This window comes from Streptomyces sp. LS-MS-L19 (assembly GCF_058382285.1).
In genome coordinates this window covers 471,273-486,454 of record NZ_JBYCLL010000001.1, presented here as the reverse complement: position 1 = coordinate 486,454, position 15,182 = coordinate 471,273, and the positions used below count along the sequence as shown (strand labels likewise).

Here is a 15,182-nt window from a genome sequence, read left to right as displayed (position 1 = left end):
TCTCACCGCACCGGCAGCCGCGGGCGCGTGGCCGGTGTGGGCTCGGTGAGCCCCCTCAGCAGCAGTCCTCCCAGCGCGGGCAGCACCACCAGCGGGAGCAGCGCCGTCCGCAGTGAGGTGGCGTCGGCCAGCGCCCCCAGTGCCGGCGCGGCCAGCCCGCCGACGCTCACCGTCAGTCCCAGAGTGACCCCGCTCGCCGTCCCCACCCGGCCGGGCAGGTAGTCCTGACCGAGGGTGACGTGCAGGGAGAACGGCACGTACAAGCCGGCTGAGGTCAGGGCCACGAAGACATACACGGTCGGGCCGGGGGCGAGCACCACACCCGCCACCGCGAGCACGGTCAGCGCGTACGCCCCGCGCACCACCGTGAGACGCCCGTACCGGTCGGCCAGCCGGCCCCCGGCGACCGTGCCCAGGGCACCGCCCGCGTACAACACGCACAGCGCCGCCGTACCGGACACATCCCCGCCCCCGGTGCGCTCGCGGACGTACGACGAGACGAACGCGCTCAGTCCGACGAACACCACCGACCGGCACACCACCGCGCCCGACAGCCGCAGGAACGACGGCCAGTCGTCCCGCCCCGGGCCGGCGGCCCGAGGGCCGTCGGCCGGGTCCGGCCGCGACCCGCGCACCGCGGCCGCGCACAGGGCCGCCCCCGCCACGGCAGGAACGGCCAGCAGGGGAGAGGCGTCCAGACCACCCGTGGCGATCACGGCGGCGACCAGCAGCGGGGCCAGCGCGAAGCCCACGTTGCCGCCCAGCGCGAACCAGCCCATCCCCCGATTGCCGACGGGGGTGAGCGCTCGCGCGGCCCTGGCCGCCTCCGGGTGGTACGCGGCGACCCCGATCCCGGACACGGCGACCACCGCCAGAGTGAGCGGATAGGAGCCCACCACACCGCTCAGGGCCACCCCCGCCCCGGCGGTCAGCGCGCTCAGCGGCAGCAGCCACGGCATCGCCCACCGGTCCGTGAGCGCGCCGAAGAGCGGCTGGACGACCGACGACAACAAGGACGCCGCCAGGACGATGCCCGACGCGGCGGCGTAGGACAGGGCGCGCTCGGCGACGAAGAACGGCACCAGGGCGGCCACGGCCCCTTGGTACACGTCCACGCAGGCGTGCCCCACGGACAGGAGCGTGAGGGATCGGTTCTCGGACACGGAACGAGCCTCGCGGCAGCGACACCTGGCGCGCTTTCGATAATCTGCCAAGTCATGTCGGACATCCGCCACACCCCGGTGGCACCCACCCGCACCCAGCAGCTGACGGCCGGCGCACGCATCGACGCCCACCGGCACGACGACCACCAGATCGTCTACGCCGGTTCCGGAGTCCTCGAGGTCACCACCGACGCCGGCACCTGGTTCGCGCCCGGCACCCGCGCCATCTGGGTCCCCGCGGGCACCGTCCACGCCCACCGCGCGCACGGCCGGCTCGACCTGCATCTGGTCGGACTGCCCGCCGCCGACAACCCGCTCGGTCTGGACGACCCGACCGTCCTCGCCGTAGGACCGCTGCTGCGCGAGCTGATCCTCGCCTACACCCGGGACCCCGACGACGACAGCCCCGAACGACACCGCCTCCTCGCCGTCCTGCGCGACCAGCTGCGCGCCTCCCCGCGGCAGCCCCTGCGGCTGCCCGCCCCCACCGATCCACGCCTCGCCGCGGTCTGCGCACTCGTCCACGCCGACCCCTCGGACCCCCGCACCCTGGCCGCGCTCGGCGCCGCCACCGGAGCCTCGGAACGCACCCTCAGCCGGCTCTTCCGCGACGAGTTCGGCATGACCTTCCCGCAGTGGCGCACCCAGTCACGGCTCTACCACGCCCTGCGCATGCTCGCCGACGACCTGCCCGTCACGGCCGTTGCCCACCGCTGCGGCTGGTCCTCCGCGAGCGCCTTCATCGACGTCTTCCGCCGTTCCCTCGGCTACACCCCGGGCACCCACAACCGCCGGTCCCCGTAGGGGCGCGGGCCGCCGTCGGGGGTGTTTGTACCGTCCAGTAATGTGCGCGGCAGCCCCCCGAAGGAGGAACCGTGTCACGGTCCCCACGTTCGCCCCTGCTGCTCGCCGGCCTGCTGGCCACCGCGGGCGTCGCCCACTTCGCCACCCCGCGTTCCTTCGACGCGACGATCCCGCGGGCCCTGCCCGGGGAGCCCCGCACCTGGACCTACGCGAGCGGCGCCCTGGAGCTCGCGCTCGCCGCGGGTCTTGCGCTGCCGAAGACCAGGCGTACCGCCGCGCTGGCCAGCGCGGCGTTCTTCGTCGGGGTCTTCCCCGCCAACGTCAAGATGGCCGTCGACTGGCGCCACCGCCCCGCACCGCAGAAGGCGGCGGCCCTCGGACGGCTGCCCCTTCAGATACCGCTCGTGCTGTGGGCGCGCAGCGTCGCGAAGAACGAGGAGGGCCGGGCATGAGCAAGGCGATCGAGACCGGCGACACCGTCGAGGACTTCGAACTCCCCGACGAGACCGGCACCCCCCGCAAACTCTCCGAGCTGCTCGCCGACGGCCCGGTCGTCCTCTTCTTCTACCCCGCCGCCCTGACCGCCGGCTGCACCGCGGAGGCCTGCCACTTCCGCGACCTCGCCGCCGAGTTCGCCGCCGTCGGCGCCCAGCCGGTCGGCATCAGCGGCGACACCGTCGAACGCCAGCAGGAGTTCGCCGGGCAGCACACCCTCGGCATGCCCCTGCTCTCCGACACCGACGGCACCGTGCGCGAGCTGTTCGGCGTCAAGCGCGGCTTCTCCATGGCCCCCACCAAGCGGGTCACCTTCGTCATCGCACAGAACCGCACGGTCCTGGACGTCGTCCGCAGCGAACTGCGCATGAACACCCACGCCGACCGCGCCCTCGAGGCTTTGCGCGCCCACCGGACGTGACGGACGGGGCCCGGTTGCCCCGTTTCGGTTGATGCGGTCCGACAAAGGGACCATCCTGGACGATATGGAGCACGTCTCCGCTACGGCGGTCACTGATGCCGCAGGTGTTGTGACGGGCTGGAGCGAGGGCGCCCGGCGGCTCACGGGACACACGGCCGAGGAGGTCGTGGGACGGGCGGCGCGGGAGCTGCTCGCCGAGGACCCGCCGGGACCGGCCGTGGCGGCGCTGAAGGGGACCGTCGTCCTGCGACACCGCGACGGTTCCCTCCGCACGCTCTTCGTGGAGGCGTGTCCCGTCCTGGGCACCGACGGCTCTCCGACCGGGTACGTCGTCACCGCCCGGCCCCCCGGCTCCGGCGAGCCGACCCTCGCGGGCCAGGCCTTCCAGCAGGCGGCCATGTCCATGTCGATCTTCGACACCCGCCAGCACTACCTGCGCCTCAACGACGTGGCCTGCCGTGTGATGGGGGTGTCCGAGGAGGTCCTGCTGGGCCGCTTCTTCTCGGACACCGTCGAGGACGCCGAACACAGCCGGGGCTTCCTGGCCAACCTGCGCCAGGTCGCGGAGACGGGCAGGCCGGTCCGCTACGAGAGCTTCACCGGCGCGCCCGCCCTCAACCGGGAACACGCCTGGACCATCGAGATGTGGCCCGTCCGGGAGGACGGCACCGACGAGGTGGCCGGGGTGGCCCTGGCCGCCTTCGACAGCAGCGACCAGTACTGGGCCCGCCAGCGGCTCGCCCTGCTCAACGAGGCGGCGGCCGCCATCGGCACCACCCTCGACGTGGTGCGCACCGCCGAGGAACTCGTCGAACTGCTCGCACCCCGCTACGCCGACTTCGTCAGCGTCGACCTCCTCGACTGGGTGCTCGGCGCCGACGAACCACCGACCCTGCTCGACGGCGACATCGTCCTGCGACGCGTCGCCCACGGATCCGGCCACGAAGGCACCCCCGAGGCCGCCGTCCACCTCGGCGAGGCCGACGTCTACCCCTCCTTCTCACCGCCCGCGCGAGCCCTGCGGGAGGGCCGGGCGGCCCTCAGCCAGGCCGGCGAACCCGCCTTCATGCGCTGGGTCGCCGAACGCAACGCCCGCGCCCCGGCCGGCCGCTCCTACCGCAAGGGCGTGCACTCCATGATCGCGGTGCCGCTCAAGGCCCGCGGCACCACCCTGGGTGTGGTGGTCGCGGTGCGCATCTCCCACCCCGACGACTTCGGCGAGGACGACGCCGTCCTCGGCGAGGAACTCGCCAGCCGGGCCGCCGTCTGCATCGACAACGCCCGCCGCTTCGCCCGCGAGCGCACCACCGCCCTGGCCCTGCAGAACAGCCTCCTGCCGCGCGGGCTGCCCGGACAGGCCGCCGTCGAGGTCGCCCACCGCTACCTGCCCTCCGGCTCACTGGCCGGCATCGGCGGCGACTGGTTCGACGTGATCCCGCTCTCCGGCAGCCGGGTCGCCCTCGTGGTCGGTGACGTCGTCGGCCACGGCATCCCGTCCTCGGCCACCATGGGCCGCCTGTGCACGGCCGTGCGCACCCTGGCCGACGTCGACCTGCCGCCCGACGAACTCCTCACCCACCTCGACGACCTGGTCACCCACCTCGCGTCGGACGACCGTGAGGACGACGCCGCCGAACTGGGCGCCACCTGCCTCTACGCCGTCTACGACCCGGTCTCGCGCCGCCTCACCGCGGCGGCCGCCGGCCATCCGCCGCCGGCCCTCGTCCTGCCCGACGGCACCGCACAACTCGTCCCGCTGAGCGCGGGGCCCCCGCTCGGCGTCGGCGGACTGCCCTTCGAGGCCACGGAGATCGAACTGCCCGAGGGCGCCGTCGTCGCCCTCTACACCGACGGGCTGATCGAGGACCGGGACCGCGACGTCGACCACGCCACCGACGAACTGTGCCGCGCGCTGACGGCGCGGACCGACACCCTCGACGACCTGTGCGACACCGTCCTGAAGGCCGTACTGCCCGAAGAACCCGGCGACGACGTGGCACTGCTGCTGGCCCGGACCCGGGCCCTCGGCGCCGACCGGGTCGCCACCTGGGACGTCGATCCGGACCCCGCGCACGTCGCCGCCACCCGGCAGGCCGCCACCGAGCAACTCGCCGCCTGGGGAATGGAGGAGGCCTCCTTCGTCACCGAACTCGTCGTCAGCGAACTGGTCACCAACGCCATCCGCTACGGCGAACCCCCCATCCAGCTACGGCTGATCAGGGACCGCACCCTCATCTGCGAGGTCTCCGACGGCAGTTCCACCTCACCGCACCTGCGGCGCGCCCACGCCTTCGACGAGGGCGGCCGCGGACTGCTCCTGGTCGCCCAGCTCACCCAGCGGTGGGGAAGCCGGCAGACCGGCAGCGGCAAGACGATCTGGGCCGAACAGTCGCTGGAACCGCTCGACTTCTGATCACCGGGCTCACTGGAAGGAGCAGCCGGGGTTCGGCACGTCCTCCGAGTACGGCGAGCCGTGCGGGAGCACGTACAGCACCTCCAGGACGAGCGTGGTGGTCCCTTCGTTCCGGCCCAGGTGCACGTCGCCCGGGCCGCCCGGCTCCCGCACGACGGTGCCCTGCGGATAGACGCCGTCACTGGCGCAGTCGGCGTGGTAGTGGCTGAGGGTGCCCTGCTTGACGTACCCGTAGACCGGGCCGTCGTGGTAGTGCCAGCCGGTGGCCTGACCGGGCGGCACGGTGATCTCTCTCAGGACGTAGTCGGTGTCGCCCACGGTCTTCTGGGCGATCAGCGTGCCGACCACTCCGGGTCCCGGCGGGGTCGCGTGGGCGGTGCCGCCCGCCAGCACGGTGGCGGTGACGACCGCGCCGGTCAGGGCGGTACGGAGCGCGATGCGCATGGGGAAGGCCTCCTGGCTCGGATGCGTGAGCGACGACGTGTCGCACTGGCGTCGCTGTGAACATAGAGGCAGGGAAGGCGAGTTGGGGCCGAAAACCCGGATGACACCGGTGGTCGGCACGCTCAGCATGGAGGGATGGCGCGACTTCACGACGTCGTCTTCGACTGTGCCCGCCCGGCGAGCGTCGCACGCTTCTGGGCCGCCGCCCTGGACGACTACGCCGTGGCACCCTACGACGAGGCGGAACTGGCCCGGCTGCGCTCCCTCGGCATCGACAGCGCCGAGGACGATCCGACCGTGCTGGTCGAGCCGGCGAGCGGCGGTCCCCGCCTGTGGTTCCAGCTCGTGCCGGAGGGCAAGCGGGGGAAGAACCGTGTCCACCTGGACCTGGTGGCCGTGGACCCGGAGGCGGAGATCCGGCGGCTGACCGCGCTCGGCGCGACCGTTCGCGCCCGGTACGAGGACCACGTCCTGCTGGCCGATCCCGAGGACAACGAGTTCTGCCTCGTGAGGGACTGAAGGTTCAGCGCTCCGCGTCGAGGACGGCGACCTGCGCGAGGGTGCGGCCCGTCCGTGCCGAGCGGGCCCGGTGTGGATCCGGCGTGCCGTGACCGCGGGTGGGCCCCTTGGCGGTCCGCACCAGCAGCCAGTTGTTCTCCCGGAACCGGGTGAGGGCGTACTCGCCGCGCAGCTTGGTCCCGTGGAGGCGGAACGTGGCGTGGCCGCGCTCCAGGGACTCGGCGAAGTCGACGGGGTTCCCCTTGCGGTCGTGGCTGAGGGGCTCGTACGTGCCGTGGTCCCAGACGATCACGGTGCCGCCGCCGTACTCGCCCTCGGGGATCACGCCCTCGAACTCCTCGTACTCCAGCGGATGGTCCTCCGTCGGTACGGCGAGGCGCTTGTCCTTCGGGAGGTCGGAGGGGCCCTTCGGGACCGACCAGGACTTCAGCACGTCACCGACCTGGAGCCGGAAGTCGAAGTGCATCGTGCTCGCGTCGTGGATCTGCACGACGAACCGCGGCTCCCGGCCGACGGGCCCGTCCCGGCCCTCGGGCTCCCCGGTCCGTCCGAAGTTCCGCTTGCCGTGGTAGTCCCGCAGACGCTCGTTCATGCTCCCCGAGTGCCCCTCCCGCGGTTCAGAACTCCTCGTGCACCTCCGGGTCCCCGCCGAGGCGCCGGTGCGCGCGGTCGGCGATCGCCGCCATCTCCGCCTCGGTCAGCTCGAAGCCGAAGACGTCGAGGTTCGCGCGCTGCCGGTCGCGGTCGCCGGACTTCGGGATCGGCAGAACGCCGAGCTGGACGTGCCAGCGCAGGATGGCCTGACCGGGGGTGACCTCGTGCGCCCGGGCCACGGCGGTCACGGCCGGGTCGTCCAGCAGGTCCGAGCCCCGGCCCAGCGGGCTCCAGCTCTCGGTGACGACGCCCTTGTCGGCGTGGTAGGCGCGCAGCTCGTCCTGCGGGAAGAGGGGGTGCAGCTCGATCTGGTTGACGGACGGCAGGACCCCGGTCTCCTTCTCCAGCCGCTCGATGTGGGCGACCGTGAAGTTGGAGACCCCGATCGACCGGACGAGACCGTCCTCACGGAGCTTGATCATGGCCCGCCACGAGTCGACGTACTTGTCGACGCGGGGGAGCGGCCAGTGGATCAGGAACAGGTCCACGTACGCGAGGCCCAGCCGGGCGCGGGACTCCTCGAAGGACGCCAGGGTCTCCTCGTAGCCGTGATGGCGGCCCGGGAGTTTCGTCGTCACGACGATCTCCTCGCGCGGGACGCCGCTGCCGGCCACGCCACGACCGACACCGGTCTCGTTGCGGTAGTTGGTCGCCGTGTCGACGAGCCGGTAGCCGCTCTCCAGGGCGGTGCCGACGGCGCGCTCCGCCTCGGCGTCGTCCATCGGCCAGGTGCCGAGTCCCACGGCCGGGACCGTCGTACCGTCGTTCAAGGTGTGCGTCGGGATGCTGATCACGTGCGGACCTTCCCTTGACTGTGTCGTCCCCCCAGCCTCACGGATAGGGTGAGCGGTGATCAACCTGACGGGCGGGGACGAGGACAGCGGACGGCATGGGAAGCACCGAGGAGCAGCGGCCGGCGGGATCCGCACGTGCCACGTCACGGGACGTCGCCCGGCTCGCCGGGGTGTCCCACACCGCCGTCTCCTTCGTCTTCAACGGCCGCGCCGAGGGCAACCTCTCGCCCGCCACCCAGGAACGCATCCGCGAGGCCGCCGCGGAGCTCGGCTACCGCCCCGACCCCGTCGCCCGCGGACTGCGCCGCCGCCGTACGGCGGTGATCGGCCTGGTCACCGACGAGATCGCCTCCTCGCCCTTCGCCGGACGGCTGCTGCGCGGGGCCATGGAGACGGCCTGGGGCAGCGACCACCTGGTCCTGACGGTCGACTCCGGCGGCGACCGGGCCAAGGAGGACGCCGCCGTCGCCGAACTCCTCGACCGGCGCGTGGACGGCATCATCTACGCGGCCATGTCGCTGCGCCGCGTCCGGGTCCCCGAGGGCCTGCACCGCACCCACTCCGTCCTCGCCAACTGCGTGCCCGACGACGGCTCCCTGCCGGCCGTCGTCCCCGCCGAACGAGCCGGCGGCCGTACGGCGGCCAGGCTGCTCCTCGACCAGGGGCACCGCAGGATCGCGCTGGTCGGGGGCCAGGACGACATCGCGTCGGTGGAGCGGCTGCGGGGCTTCAGGGACGCGCTGCGGGCGGAGGGGATCACCGTCCCGAAGGAGTGGATCGTGCGTACGGGCGGCGAGATCTCCAGCGGCCACGAGGGCGCCACCCGGCTCCTCGACGGCGTCCCCGCGGACCGGCGCCCCACCGGGATCTTCTGCTACAACGACCGGGTCGCGGCAGGCGCCCTGCACGCCGCGACCAGGCTCGGCCTCACCGTCCCCGACGACCTCTCCGTGGTCGGTTACGACGACCAGGAGCACATGGCCGCCTTCCTCACCCCGCCCCTCACCTCGGTCGCGCTGCCGCACCGGGCGATGGGCGAGGCCGCCGCCCGGCTGCTCCTGGACGCCATCGACACCGGGAGGACGCCGCCCGCGACGGTACGGCGGCTCGCGTGCCCGGTGATCAGCCGCTCGTCGGTGGGACCTGCTCCCATCCGGTGACCGCGGCGCCCTCGCCCGTGACGAGGAGCTCGGTCACGTCGTCGGGACGCCGGTAGATCCGCTCGGTGACACTCGCGCGGTCGTCGACGAAGAGCTCGAACAGCGAGCCGTCGACGAGGAGCCGGACCGTGATGTCCCGGCCCCGGGTGCCGGGAGTGCCCACGGTGACCGGTCCCTGTCCGCCGGTGCGGGGCCAGTCGTCGCGATCCAGGGTCACGTTGCCGTCCTCCGGGTCCAGCACCACCGTGAGCTCCGCTCCCGACGCCGAGCGGGCCAGGGACACGGTGGTGCGGGAGCGGGCGGTGACCGTCAGGTCGTACGCCCCGGGGAGCGGCGCCCGGACTCCGGGTTCCGTGACGAACGGCTCGGCGGCACGCAGGAGTTCGAGCTCGGGGGCCGGTGCCACGCGCAGCAGCCCGTCCGGGCCGACGTCGATGACCCGGGGCGCGGTGAGGACCCCCGCCCACCCGGCCCGGTCCACCTCGTCCTGTCCGCGTGCCTCCCAGGACCAGCCCCAGAGCAGGGCCCGGCCGGGTTCCTGGAGGAGGGTGGCGGCGTAGAGGTCACGGCCGTGGTCGAGCCGGCCGCCGCCGCGTGGCGCGAACCGCCCGGCATCGACCCGGCCCGTCAGATACGCGGTGGCGCACGGGGCCCCGTCCCAGAGGGACACCACCAGCACCCAGTCCCCGCCGGGAGTCTCGTACAGCGCCGGGCACTCCCAGCCGGTCGCCTTGTCGCCGAACACCTCGGCGGCGACCGGGTCCCAGCCGTCGAGGAAGACGCCGGCGAACCGCCAGTCGAGCAGGTCCTCGCAGTCGTACAGCAGGACCGACGGCGTCCCGTCGGCGTGGCCGGCGCCGACGAGGGCCCAGCGCCGTCCCTCGGCGCGGAAGACGAACGGGTCGCGGAACATCACCACGTCGAGGCCGGGCGGCGGCCCTGCGACCACCGGGGTGGGCAGCGGCTTCCAGTCGGTCAGGGTCTCGTCGTCCGGTACGACCGCCCGGGCCAGGCAGACCGTGCCGAGACCGGTGTGCCGGTGGTCGACGCCGGTGTACACGGCGGTGGGCACGCCGTCGTCGTCGACCACGCACCCCGACCAGCAGCCCGCCTCGTCCGGGCCGCCGGGCGTCGGGGTGAGGGCGATCGGATGGTGTTCCCAGTGGACGAGGTCGGGGCTGGAGACATGACCCCAGTGGACGTTCGTGTGCACGGGTGCCTGCGGGTTGTGCTGGAAGAAGAGGTGGTGGCGGCCACGCCAACGGAACGGCCCGTTCGGGTCGTTGGCCCAGTGGGCGGGCGGACGGACCCGGAAGCGGGGGGCGTTGGGGTCGTGCGTCAACGGTTGACTCCTGCGGAGGTGATGCCCTCGCGGAGAGGGCGCTGGCCGACGAGGAACACGGCCACGGCGGGGATCATCGAGAGCACGACACCGGCGAGGACCACCGAGATGGAGCCGGTGCCGAGGTTGCCCTGGAGGGAGACCAGCCCCAGGGGCAGGGTGTAGTTCTGGCCGGAGGTCTCCAGGATCAGTGGCCGGAAGAACTCGTTCCAGTGGTAGTTGAAGGCGAGGACCCCGACGATCGCGAGGCCGGGCGTGGCCAGTGGCGCGTACACCGACCGGAAGGTCCGCCAGGGCCCCGCGCCGTCCAGCATCGCCGCCTCGCCCAGGTCCTTGGGCATGCCCAGGAAGTACTGGCGCATCAGGAAGGTGCCGAAGGCGGTCGGGAACGCCGGGATGATCAGGCCGAGCAGGGTGTCGGTCAGGTGCATGGACTTGAGCACCAGGAACACGGGCACGATCGTGACCTGCAAGGGCACCATCATGGTCGCGAGGACCAGCCCGAACAGGGGTTTCTTGAAGCGGAATTCGAGGCGCGCGAAGGCGTAACCGGCCAGCCCCGCGGTGATCATCTGGCCGACCGCGATCAGGGCGGTCACCAGCGTCGAGTTCAGCGCCAGCAGCCACACGTCGATCTGGTCGAAGACCCCGCGGTACGACTCGACCGTCGGGTTCGTCGGGATGATCTTCGGCGGCAGGTCGAAGGACTCCGCCGGGGTGCGCAGGGAGGTGGAGACCGTCCAGATGACCGGGCCCAGGGTCAGCAGGGCGCACAGCGTCAGTCCGGCGATCCGCGCCCAGGGGGCGAGGGTGTGCCGGGTACGGCTCATCGTCAACGTCGCTTGGCTCATGGGGACTTCACCCGGCTCACTGGTAGTGGACGAAACGCCGGCTGAGCCGGAACTGGAGGGCGGTGACCGCCATGATCAGCACGAACAGCAGTACGCCCACCGCGGACGCCTCACCGAAGCGCAGCTGCTCGAACGCCGACTCGTAGATCACCATCACGACGGTGCGGGTGGAGTCGCCGGGCCCGCCGTCGGTCAGCACGTACGGCTGCTCGAAGACCTGGAGCGCGTTGATCACCCCGACGACGGTCGCCACCAGCAGGGTCGGCGACAACAGCGGCAGCGTCACGTGCAGGTGCTTGCGCAGCCCGGTCGCCCCGTCGAGGGAGGCCGCCTCGTGGATCTCCTTGGGGATGTTGTTGAGCCCGCCCACGAACAGCAGGAACGAGAAGCCGAACTGCTGCCACACATAGACCAGGATCACCGCGGCCATCGCCGAGTTCTCCGACGTCAGCCAGGGCACCGGGGCGATCCCGATGAGCCCGAGCGCCCAGTTCACGACCCCGAAGTCCTGGTTGAACAGGTACTTCATCACCACCGAGATCGACGCCGCCGACAGCACCAGCGGGAAGAAGAACGCCGAGCGGAACACCGACCGCAGCCACACCGGCATCCGCCCGTTCACCGCGAGCGCCAGGGTCAGGGCGATCAGCAGCTGGAGCGCGACCGCGAGCACCATGAAGACGAGCGTGTTGCGGAAGGAGACCAGGACGGTCGAATCGGTGAAGACCTCACGGTAGTTGGCGGCCCCGGCCCAGCTCGGGGAGTCGATGACGTTCCAGTGGAACAGGCTCAGCACGATCGAGCCGACGATCGGCACCACCGTGAAGACCACGATGCCGACGACGGTCGGCGCGAGGAACAGCGTGGCCAGCAGCCGGGTGCCGCGGTCACGGGCCGAGGGCCTCGCGGTGCCGGCGCCGGTGGCGGGTGCGGGGGCGGGCCGTGACGGTCGTACGGCGGGAATCTCGGTGTTCGTCATACCTCACGCTCCATGGCCTTCTCCAGATCGCTCTGCATCCGGCGCAGCGCGGGGCCGACCGAGCGGCGCGAGGACAGCGCGGTCCCGGTGTGCTTCAGCAGCACCTGCTCGACCTCGGCGACCTGCGGCGGCGCCGGGATCGGGCCGGTGTCGGGGAACTTGTCGAGGGTGTCGTAGAAGACCTGCCAGTGCCGGGGACCCGTCTCCCGGTAGCGGTCCGCGGTCAGCATCGAACGGCGGGCCGGGGTCGTCTGGTTGGTCTCGAACAGCCGCATGAGGGTGTCCCGGCGGGCGGCGAACTTGATGAACTCCCAGGCCTCGTCCTGCCTCTTCGAGGTGCGCAGGAGCGCGTAGCCGGCCGCGCCGAACTGCATGCGCTGGGTGCGCCAGCGCGGGAAGTACTGCACGTCGAAGCTGCCGGGCTGCATACCCGCGAGATGCAGACCGCCCGCCCAGAAGCCGCCCGCGGGGGTCACCCCGACCCGGCCGGTGGAGAACACCCCGATGAGGTTCTGGCCGTTGCCTCCCTCGGGGCGGGTGCACAGGTCCTCCTGGATGAGGGAGGCGAGATAGTCGTACGACTCCTCGACCCGCGCGTCCGTGGCCTGCGGGGTCGTCCACCGGAAGCCGCCCCCGCGGCCCCTGCGCTCGGCGCTCGGGTAGAAGCCGTCCCACAGCCAGGCGCCGCCCGGGGCCTTGGACTCGGCGAGCAGGTTGGTGCCGTTGGCGAAGAGCCAGGGGACCACTCCGCCCCACAGTCGGTTGGTCCAGAAGTAGGGCGTGAACTGCGAGCCGCTCGACTTCTTCATGTCCCGCAGGAGTTCGGTGAAGTCGTCGCGGGTCCAGTCGGCGGCGGGGAAGCCCGCGCCCGCCCGCTTGAGGACCTGGCTGTTGAGGTACATGTCGGCCGCGTTGAACTCGACCGGCAGCTGGTAGAGGCTGCCCTCGTACATCATCGACTCCACCAGCGAGGGGTGGACGTCGGCGAAGTACTCGCGCAGTTCGGCCGCGTCCCGCTGCACCCACTTGTCGAGGGCGACGCCGAGGCGCTGGGCGAACAGCTGGACGCCCTCGGTGGCGACGTAGACGAGGTCAGGGGCGGTGCCCGCCGCGATCTGGGTGAGGATCTTCGCGAAGAAGTCCGACCAGTCCGTGGCCTGCACGGCGTTGATCCGCAGCTTGATGTCGGGGTGGACCTTCTTGAAGCCCTCGGTGAGCGTGCGGATCGCCTCCGGGCCGTAGGCGGGACCGAGGGTGGCGACGACGAGGGAGCCGTCGTCGCGGCCGGGAATGTCGGCTCCGGTGAGCCGGTCCCAGCTCGCGGCGGTGCCGGCGAGCGCGGCGGCGCCCGCGCCATAGGCGCCGTACCGCAACAAGGTGCGACGGGTGACGTGCGAGTCGGTCATCCAAGAGCCTAACTCGTGTTAGCCAGATTCTGATGCCCCAGATGATGGGAAGCGGCTCAGTGCCCTGTCAAGGCCCGCGCACCCTTGACCTTTAACGAGTTAGGTCCCACAGTCCTGATCCACATGAGCCGCCGTTTCGTCAGCGAGAGGAACGATGTGTGATGCGTGGGATCTCCAGGAGAGCCCTGTTCGCGGGATCGGCCGCGGGGGCGACGGCCGCGTTGCTGCCCGTGGGGCCGGCCGCGGCGAAGCCCAAGTCGGCCGCCGGGTGCGCGAGTTACCGTGCCGAGTACCACTTCACGGTCCCCGACCAGTGGAAGAACGACCCGCAGCGACCGGTGTGGATCGACGGCGAGTACCACTACTACTACCTCTACAACGCCGACTGGACAGCTGGTGTCGTCGGTACCGCCTGGCGCCTCGCCACCAGCTCCGACCTGGTCTCCTTCACGGACCGGGGCGTGGCGGTACCCAAGAACACGACGGCGAACGGGGACGTCTGGTCGGGCTCCGCGGTCGTCGACACCGGCAACACCGCGGGCTTCGGGGCCGGCGCGGTCGTCGTCCTCGCCACGATGTCCCCGCACGACGGGGACGCCGACCAGGCGCAGTACCTGTACTGGTCGACCGACGGCGGCCGCACCTTCACCAACTACGGCACCGATCCCGTCCTGCCGAACCCCGGTGGGCGCGACTTCCGAGACCCCAAGGTGATCCGCGACGAGGAGCGCGGACGGTGGGTGATGGCGCTCGCCGAGAACAACAAGGTCGGGTTCTACCACTCGCCCGACCTGAAGTCCTGGACGTACGTCAGCGGCTTCATCAAGGACGGGATCGGGGTGCTGGAGTGCCCCGACCTGTTCCGGATCACGGCCGCGGACGGCACGCGCAAGTGGGTGCTGGGCGTGAGCGCGAACGGGAAGGGCTCCGGGCTGCCCAACACGTACGCGTACTGGACCGGCTCCTTCGACGGTACGACCTTCACGGCGGACGCCTCCGACCCGCAGTGGCTGGACCACGGCTGGGACTGGTACGGGGCCGTCACCTTCGAGAAGCGGTCCCCGGGCGGGGTGGTGGACGAGGCGAAGCGGTACGCGATCGGGTGGCTCAACAACTGGGACTACGCGAACACCGCCCCGACGATCGACTGCGACGGGTTCAACGGCACCGACTCGATCGTCCGCGAGGTCTCGCTGAAGCGGGACGCGTCCGGGGTGTACTACCTGGCCTCACAGCCGGTGGCCGCGCTGTCCGACCACGTGTCCCGGACGGTGAACCTCGGCGACCTCGAGGTCACAGGCACCCGCGTCCTGGACTACACGGGCATCGCCTACGAGTTGAGCTGTGCGATCAGCTGGGACCAACTCCGGGGCGCGGGCGTGCAGTTGCGCCGTTCCCCGGACGGGGGCCGGCACATCGACGCCGGTGTCTACGGCGACTACGCCTTCCTCAACCGGCGCGGCACGGTGAACCCGGACGCGACCGGCCGGTGGCAGGAGAGCCACAGCCCCTTCTCGGGGGACCGGGTGCGGCTGCGGATCCTCGTGGACCGGACCTCGGTGGAGATGTTCGTCGACGACGGGCGGTACGTGCACTCCTCGGCAGTCTTCCCCTATCTGATCGACACCGGGGTCGCGTTGTTCTCGATCGACGGTACGGCGGTGTTCGAGGACGTGGTGATACGGGAGTTCGCGGTCTGAGGCGGGCCGCCAGGGCGCTGGGGGTGATCCTTACCGG

General features: G+C 71.8%; 15 protein-coding genes. 7 read left to right on the top strand and 8 right to left on the bottom strand.

The window, feature by feature from the left end:
- Positions 1 to 2: 2 nt before the first annotated feature.
- The gene (locus AC2XR2_RS02105; protein ID WP_491514063.1) at positions 3 to 1,163 is read right to left on the bottom strand and encodes an MFS transporter; all 1,161 of its coding nucleotides are present in this window, start codon (positions 1,161 to 1,163) and stop codon (positions 3 to 5) included.
- Between the two features lie 54 nt (positions 1,164 to 1,217).
- Between AC2XR2_RS02105 and AC2XR2_RS02100 the strand changes: the two genes are divergently transcribed.
- The 4 genes from AC2XR2_RS02100 (at position 1,218) to AC2XR2_RS02085 (ending at position 5,296) form a co-directional block, all read left to right on the top strand.
- Positions 1,218 to 1,967 (top strand): AraC family transcriptional regulator, encoded by a 750-nt coding sequence (locus tag AC2XR2_RS02100; protein ID WP_381302362.1) that lies wholly within the window; start codon positions 1,218 to 1,220, stop codon positions 1,965 to 1,967.
- 71 nt (positions 1,968 to 2,038) lie between these two features.
- Positions 2,039 to 2,419: a DoxX family protein gene (locus AC2XR2_RS02095; RefSeq protein ID WP_449352286.1), complete on the top strand. Its 381-nt coding sequence runs from the start codon at positions 2,039 to 2,041 to the stop codon at positions 2,417 to 2,419.
- Positions 2,416 to 2,883: a peroxiredoxin gene (locus AC2XR2_RS02090; protein ID WP_449352285.1), complete on the top strand. Its 468-nt coding sequence runs from the start codon at positions 2,416 to 2,418 to the stop codon at positions 2,881 to 2,883. The genes AC2XR2_RS02095 and AC2XR2_RS02090 overlap by 4 nt, the downstream gene beginning before the upstream one ends.
- Before the next feature lie 64 nt (positions 2,884 to 2,947).
- A complete protein-coding gene (locus AC2XR2_RS02085; protein ID WP_491514062.1) occupies positions 2,948 to 5,296 on the top strand; it encodes a SpoIIE family protein phosphatase in 2,349 nt (782 codons plus the stop codon).
- Between the two features lie 9 nt (positions 5,297 to 5,305).
- Here the strand turns inward: AC2XR2_RS02085 and AC2XR2_RS02080 are convergent, their stop codons facing one another.
- Entirely contained in the window at positions 5,306 to 5,740 is a 435-nt protein-coding gene (locus tag AC2XR2_RS02080) for a cupin domain-containing protein (protein ID WP_381302355.1), read from the bottom strand.
- Positions 5,741 to 5,875: 135 nt separating this feature from the next.
- Between AC2XR2_RS02080 and AC2XR2_RS02075 the strand changes: the two genes are divergently transcribed.
- Positions 5,876 to 6,259: a VOC family protein gene (locus tag AC2XR2_RS02075; protein ID WP_491514061.1), complete on the top strand. Its 384-nt coding sequence runs from the start codon at positions 5,876 to 5,878 to the stop codon at positions 6,257 to 6,259.
- 4 nt (positions 6,260 to 6,263) lie between these two features.
- Here the strand turns inward: AC2XR2_RS02075 and AC2XR2_RS02070 are convergent, their stop codons facing one another.
- Complete coding sequence (locus AC2XR2_RS02070; protein WP_356459313.1) at positions 6,264 to 6,851, bottom strand: DNA polymerase ligase N-terminal domain-containing protein; 588 nt, start codon at positions 6,849 to 6,851, stop codon at positions 6,264 to 6,266.
- A gap of 25 nt (positions 6,852 to 6,876) precedes the next feature.
- A complete protein-coding gene (locus AC2XR2_RS02065; protein ID WP_491514060.1) occupies positions 6,877 to 7,707 on the bottom strand; it encodes an aldo/keto reductase in 831 nt (276 codons plus the stop codon).
- 95 nt (positions 7,708 to 7,802) lie between these two features.
- Here AC2XR2_RS02065 and AC2XR2_RS02060 point away from each other — a divergent pair, with 95 nt between their 5' ends.
- Entirely contained in the window at positions 7,803 to 8,867 is a 1,065-nt protein-coding gene (locus AC2XR2_RS02060; protein WP_381302352.1) for a LacI family DNA-binding transcriptional regulator, read from the top strand.
- On the opposite strand, the gene AC2XR2_RS02055 is transcribed toward AC2XR2_RS02060, so the two are convergent.
- From AC2XR2_RS02055 to AC2XR2_RS02040, 4 genes are read right to left on the bottom strand one after another with little or no spacing between them, the layout of a single operon-like run.
- Positions 8,830 to 10,209: a glycoside hydrolase family 32 protein gene (locus tag AC2XR2_RS02055; protein WP_491514059.1), complete on the bottom strand. Its 1,380-nt coding sequence runs from the start codon at positions 10,207 to 10,209 to the stop codon at positions 8,830 to 8,832. The genes AC2XR2_RS02060 and AC2XR2_RS02055 overlap by 38 nt on opposite strands.
- On the bottom strand, positions 10,206 to 11,060 hold the full coding sequence (locus tag AC2XR2_RS02050; RefSeq protein WP_123758622.1) for a carbohydrate ABC transporter permease: 855 nt from the start codon (positions 11,058 to 11,060) through the stop codon (positions 10,206 to 10,208). The genes AC2XR2_RS02055 and AC2XR2_RS02050 overlap by 4 nt, the downstream gene beginning before the upstream one ends.
- 16 nt (positions 11,061 to 11,076) lie before the next feature.
- On the bottom strand, positions 11,077 to 12,039 hold the full coding sequence (locus AC2XR2_RS02045) for a carbohydrate ABC transporter permease (protein ID WP_381302349.1): 963 nt from the start codon (positions 12,037 to 12,039) through the stop codon (positions 11,077 to 11,079).
- Positions 12,036 to 13,445, bottom strand: a complete 1,410-nt coding sequence (locus AC2XR2_RS02040; RefSeq protein WP_381302348.1) for an extracellular solute-binding protein — start codon at positions 13,443 to 13,445, stop codon at positions 12,036 to 12,038. The genes AC2XR2_RS02045 and AC2XR2_RS02040 overlap by 4 nt, the downstream gene beginning before the upstream one ends.
- Positions 13,446 to 13,606: 161 nt before the next feature.
- Between AC2XR2_RS02040 and AC2XR2_RS02035 the strand changes: the two genes are divergently transcribed.
- A complete protein-coding gene (locus AC2XR2_RS02035) occupies positions 13,607 to 15,145 on the top strand; it encodes a glycoside hydrolase family 32 protein (RefSeq protein WP_491514058.1) in 1,539 nt (512 codons plus the stop codon).
- Positions 15,146 to 15,182: the final 37 nt, after the last annotated feature.

Coding starts and splice junctions, on each gene's coding strand:
- AC2XR2_RS02085 (WP_491514062.1), top strand. CDS start 2,948: ATGGAGCACGTCTCCGCTACGGCGGTCACTGATGCCGCAGGTGTTGTG.
- AC2XR2_RS02070 (WP_356459313.1), bottom strand. CDS start 6,851: ATGAACGAGCGTCTGCGGGACTACCACGGCAAGCGGAACTTCGGACGG.
- AC2XR2_RS02050 (WP_123758622.1), bottom strand. CDS start 11,060: ATGAGCCAAGCGACGTTGACGATGAGCCGTACCCGGCACACCCTCGCC.
- AC2XR2_RS02035 (WP_491514058.1), top strand. CDS start 13,607: ATGCGTGGGATCTCCAGGAGAGCCCTGTTCGCGGGATCGGCCGCGGGG.
- AC2XR2_RS02075 (WP_491514061.1), top strand. CDS start 5,876: ATGGCGCGACTTCACGACGTCGTCTTCGACTGTGCCCGCCCGGCGAGC.
- AC2XR2_RS02100 (WP_381302362.1), top strand. CDS start 1,218: ATGTCGGACATCCGCCACACCCCGGTGGCACCCACCCGCACCCAGCAG.
- AC2XR2_RS02040 (WP_381302348.1), bottom strand. CDS start 13,445: ATGACCGACTCGCACGTCACCCGTCGCACCTTGTTGCGGTACGGCGCC.
- AC2XR2_RS02080 (WP_381302355.1), bottom strand. CDS start 5,740: ATGCGCATCGCGCTCCGTACCGCCCTGACCGGCGCGGTCGTCACCGCC.
- AC2XR2_RS02060 (WP_381302352.1), top strand. CDS start 7,803: ATGGGAAGCACCGAGGAGCAGCGGCCGGCGGGATCCGCACGTGCCACG.
- AC2XR2_RS02045 (WP_381302349.1), bottom strand. CDS start 12,039: ATGACGAACACCGAGATTCCCGCCGTACGACCGTCACGGCCCGCCCCC.
- AC2XR2_RS02090 (WP_449352285.1), top strand. CDS start 2,416: ATGAGCAAGGCGATCGAGACCGGCGACACCGTCGAGGACTTCGAACTC.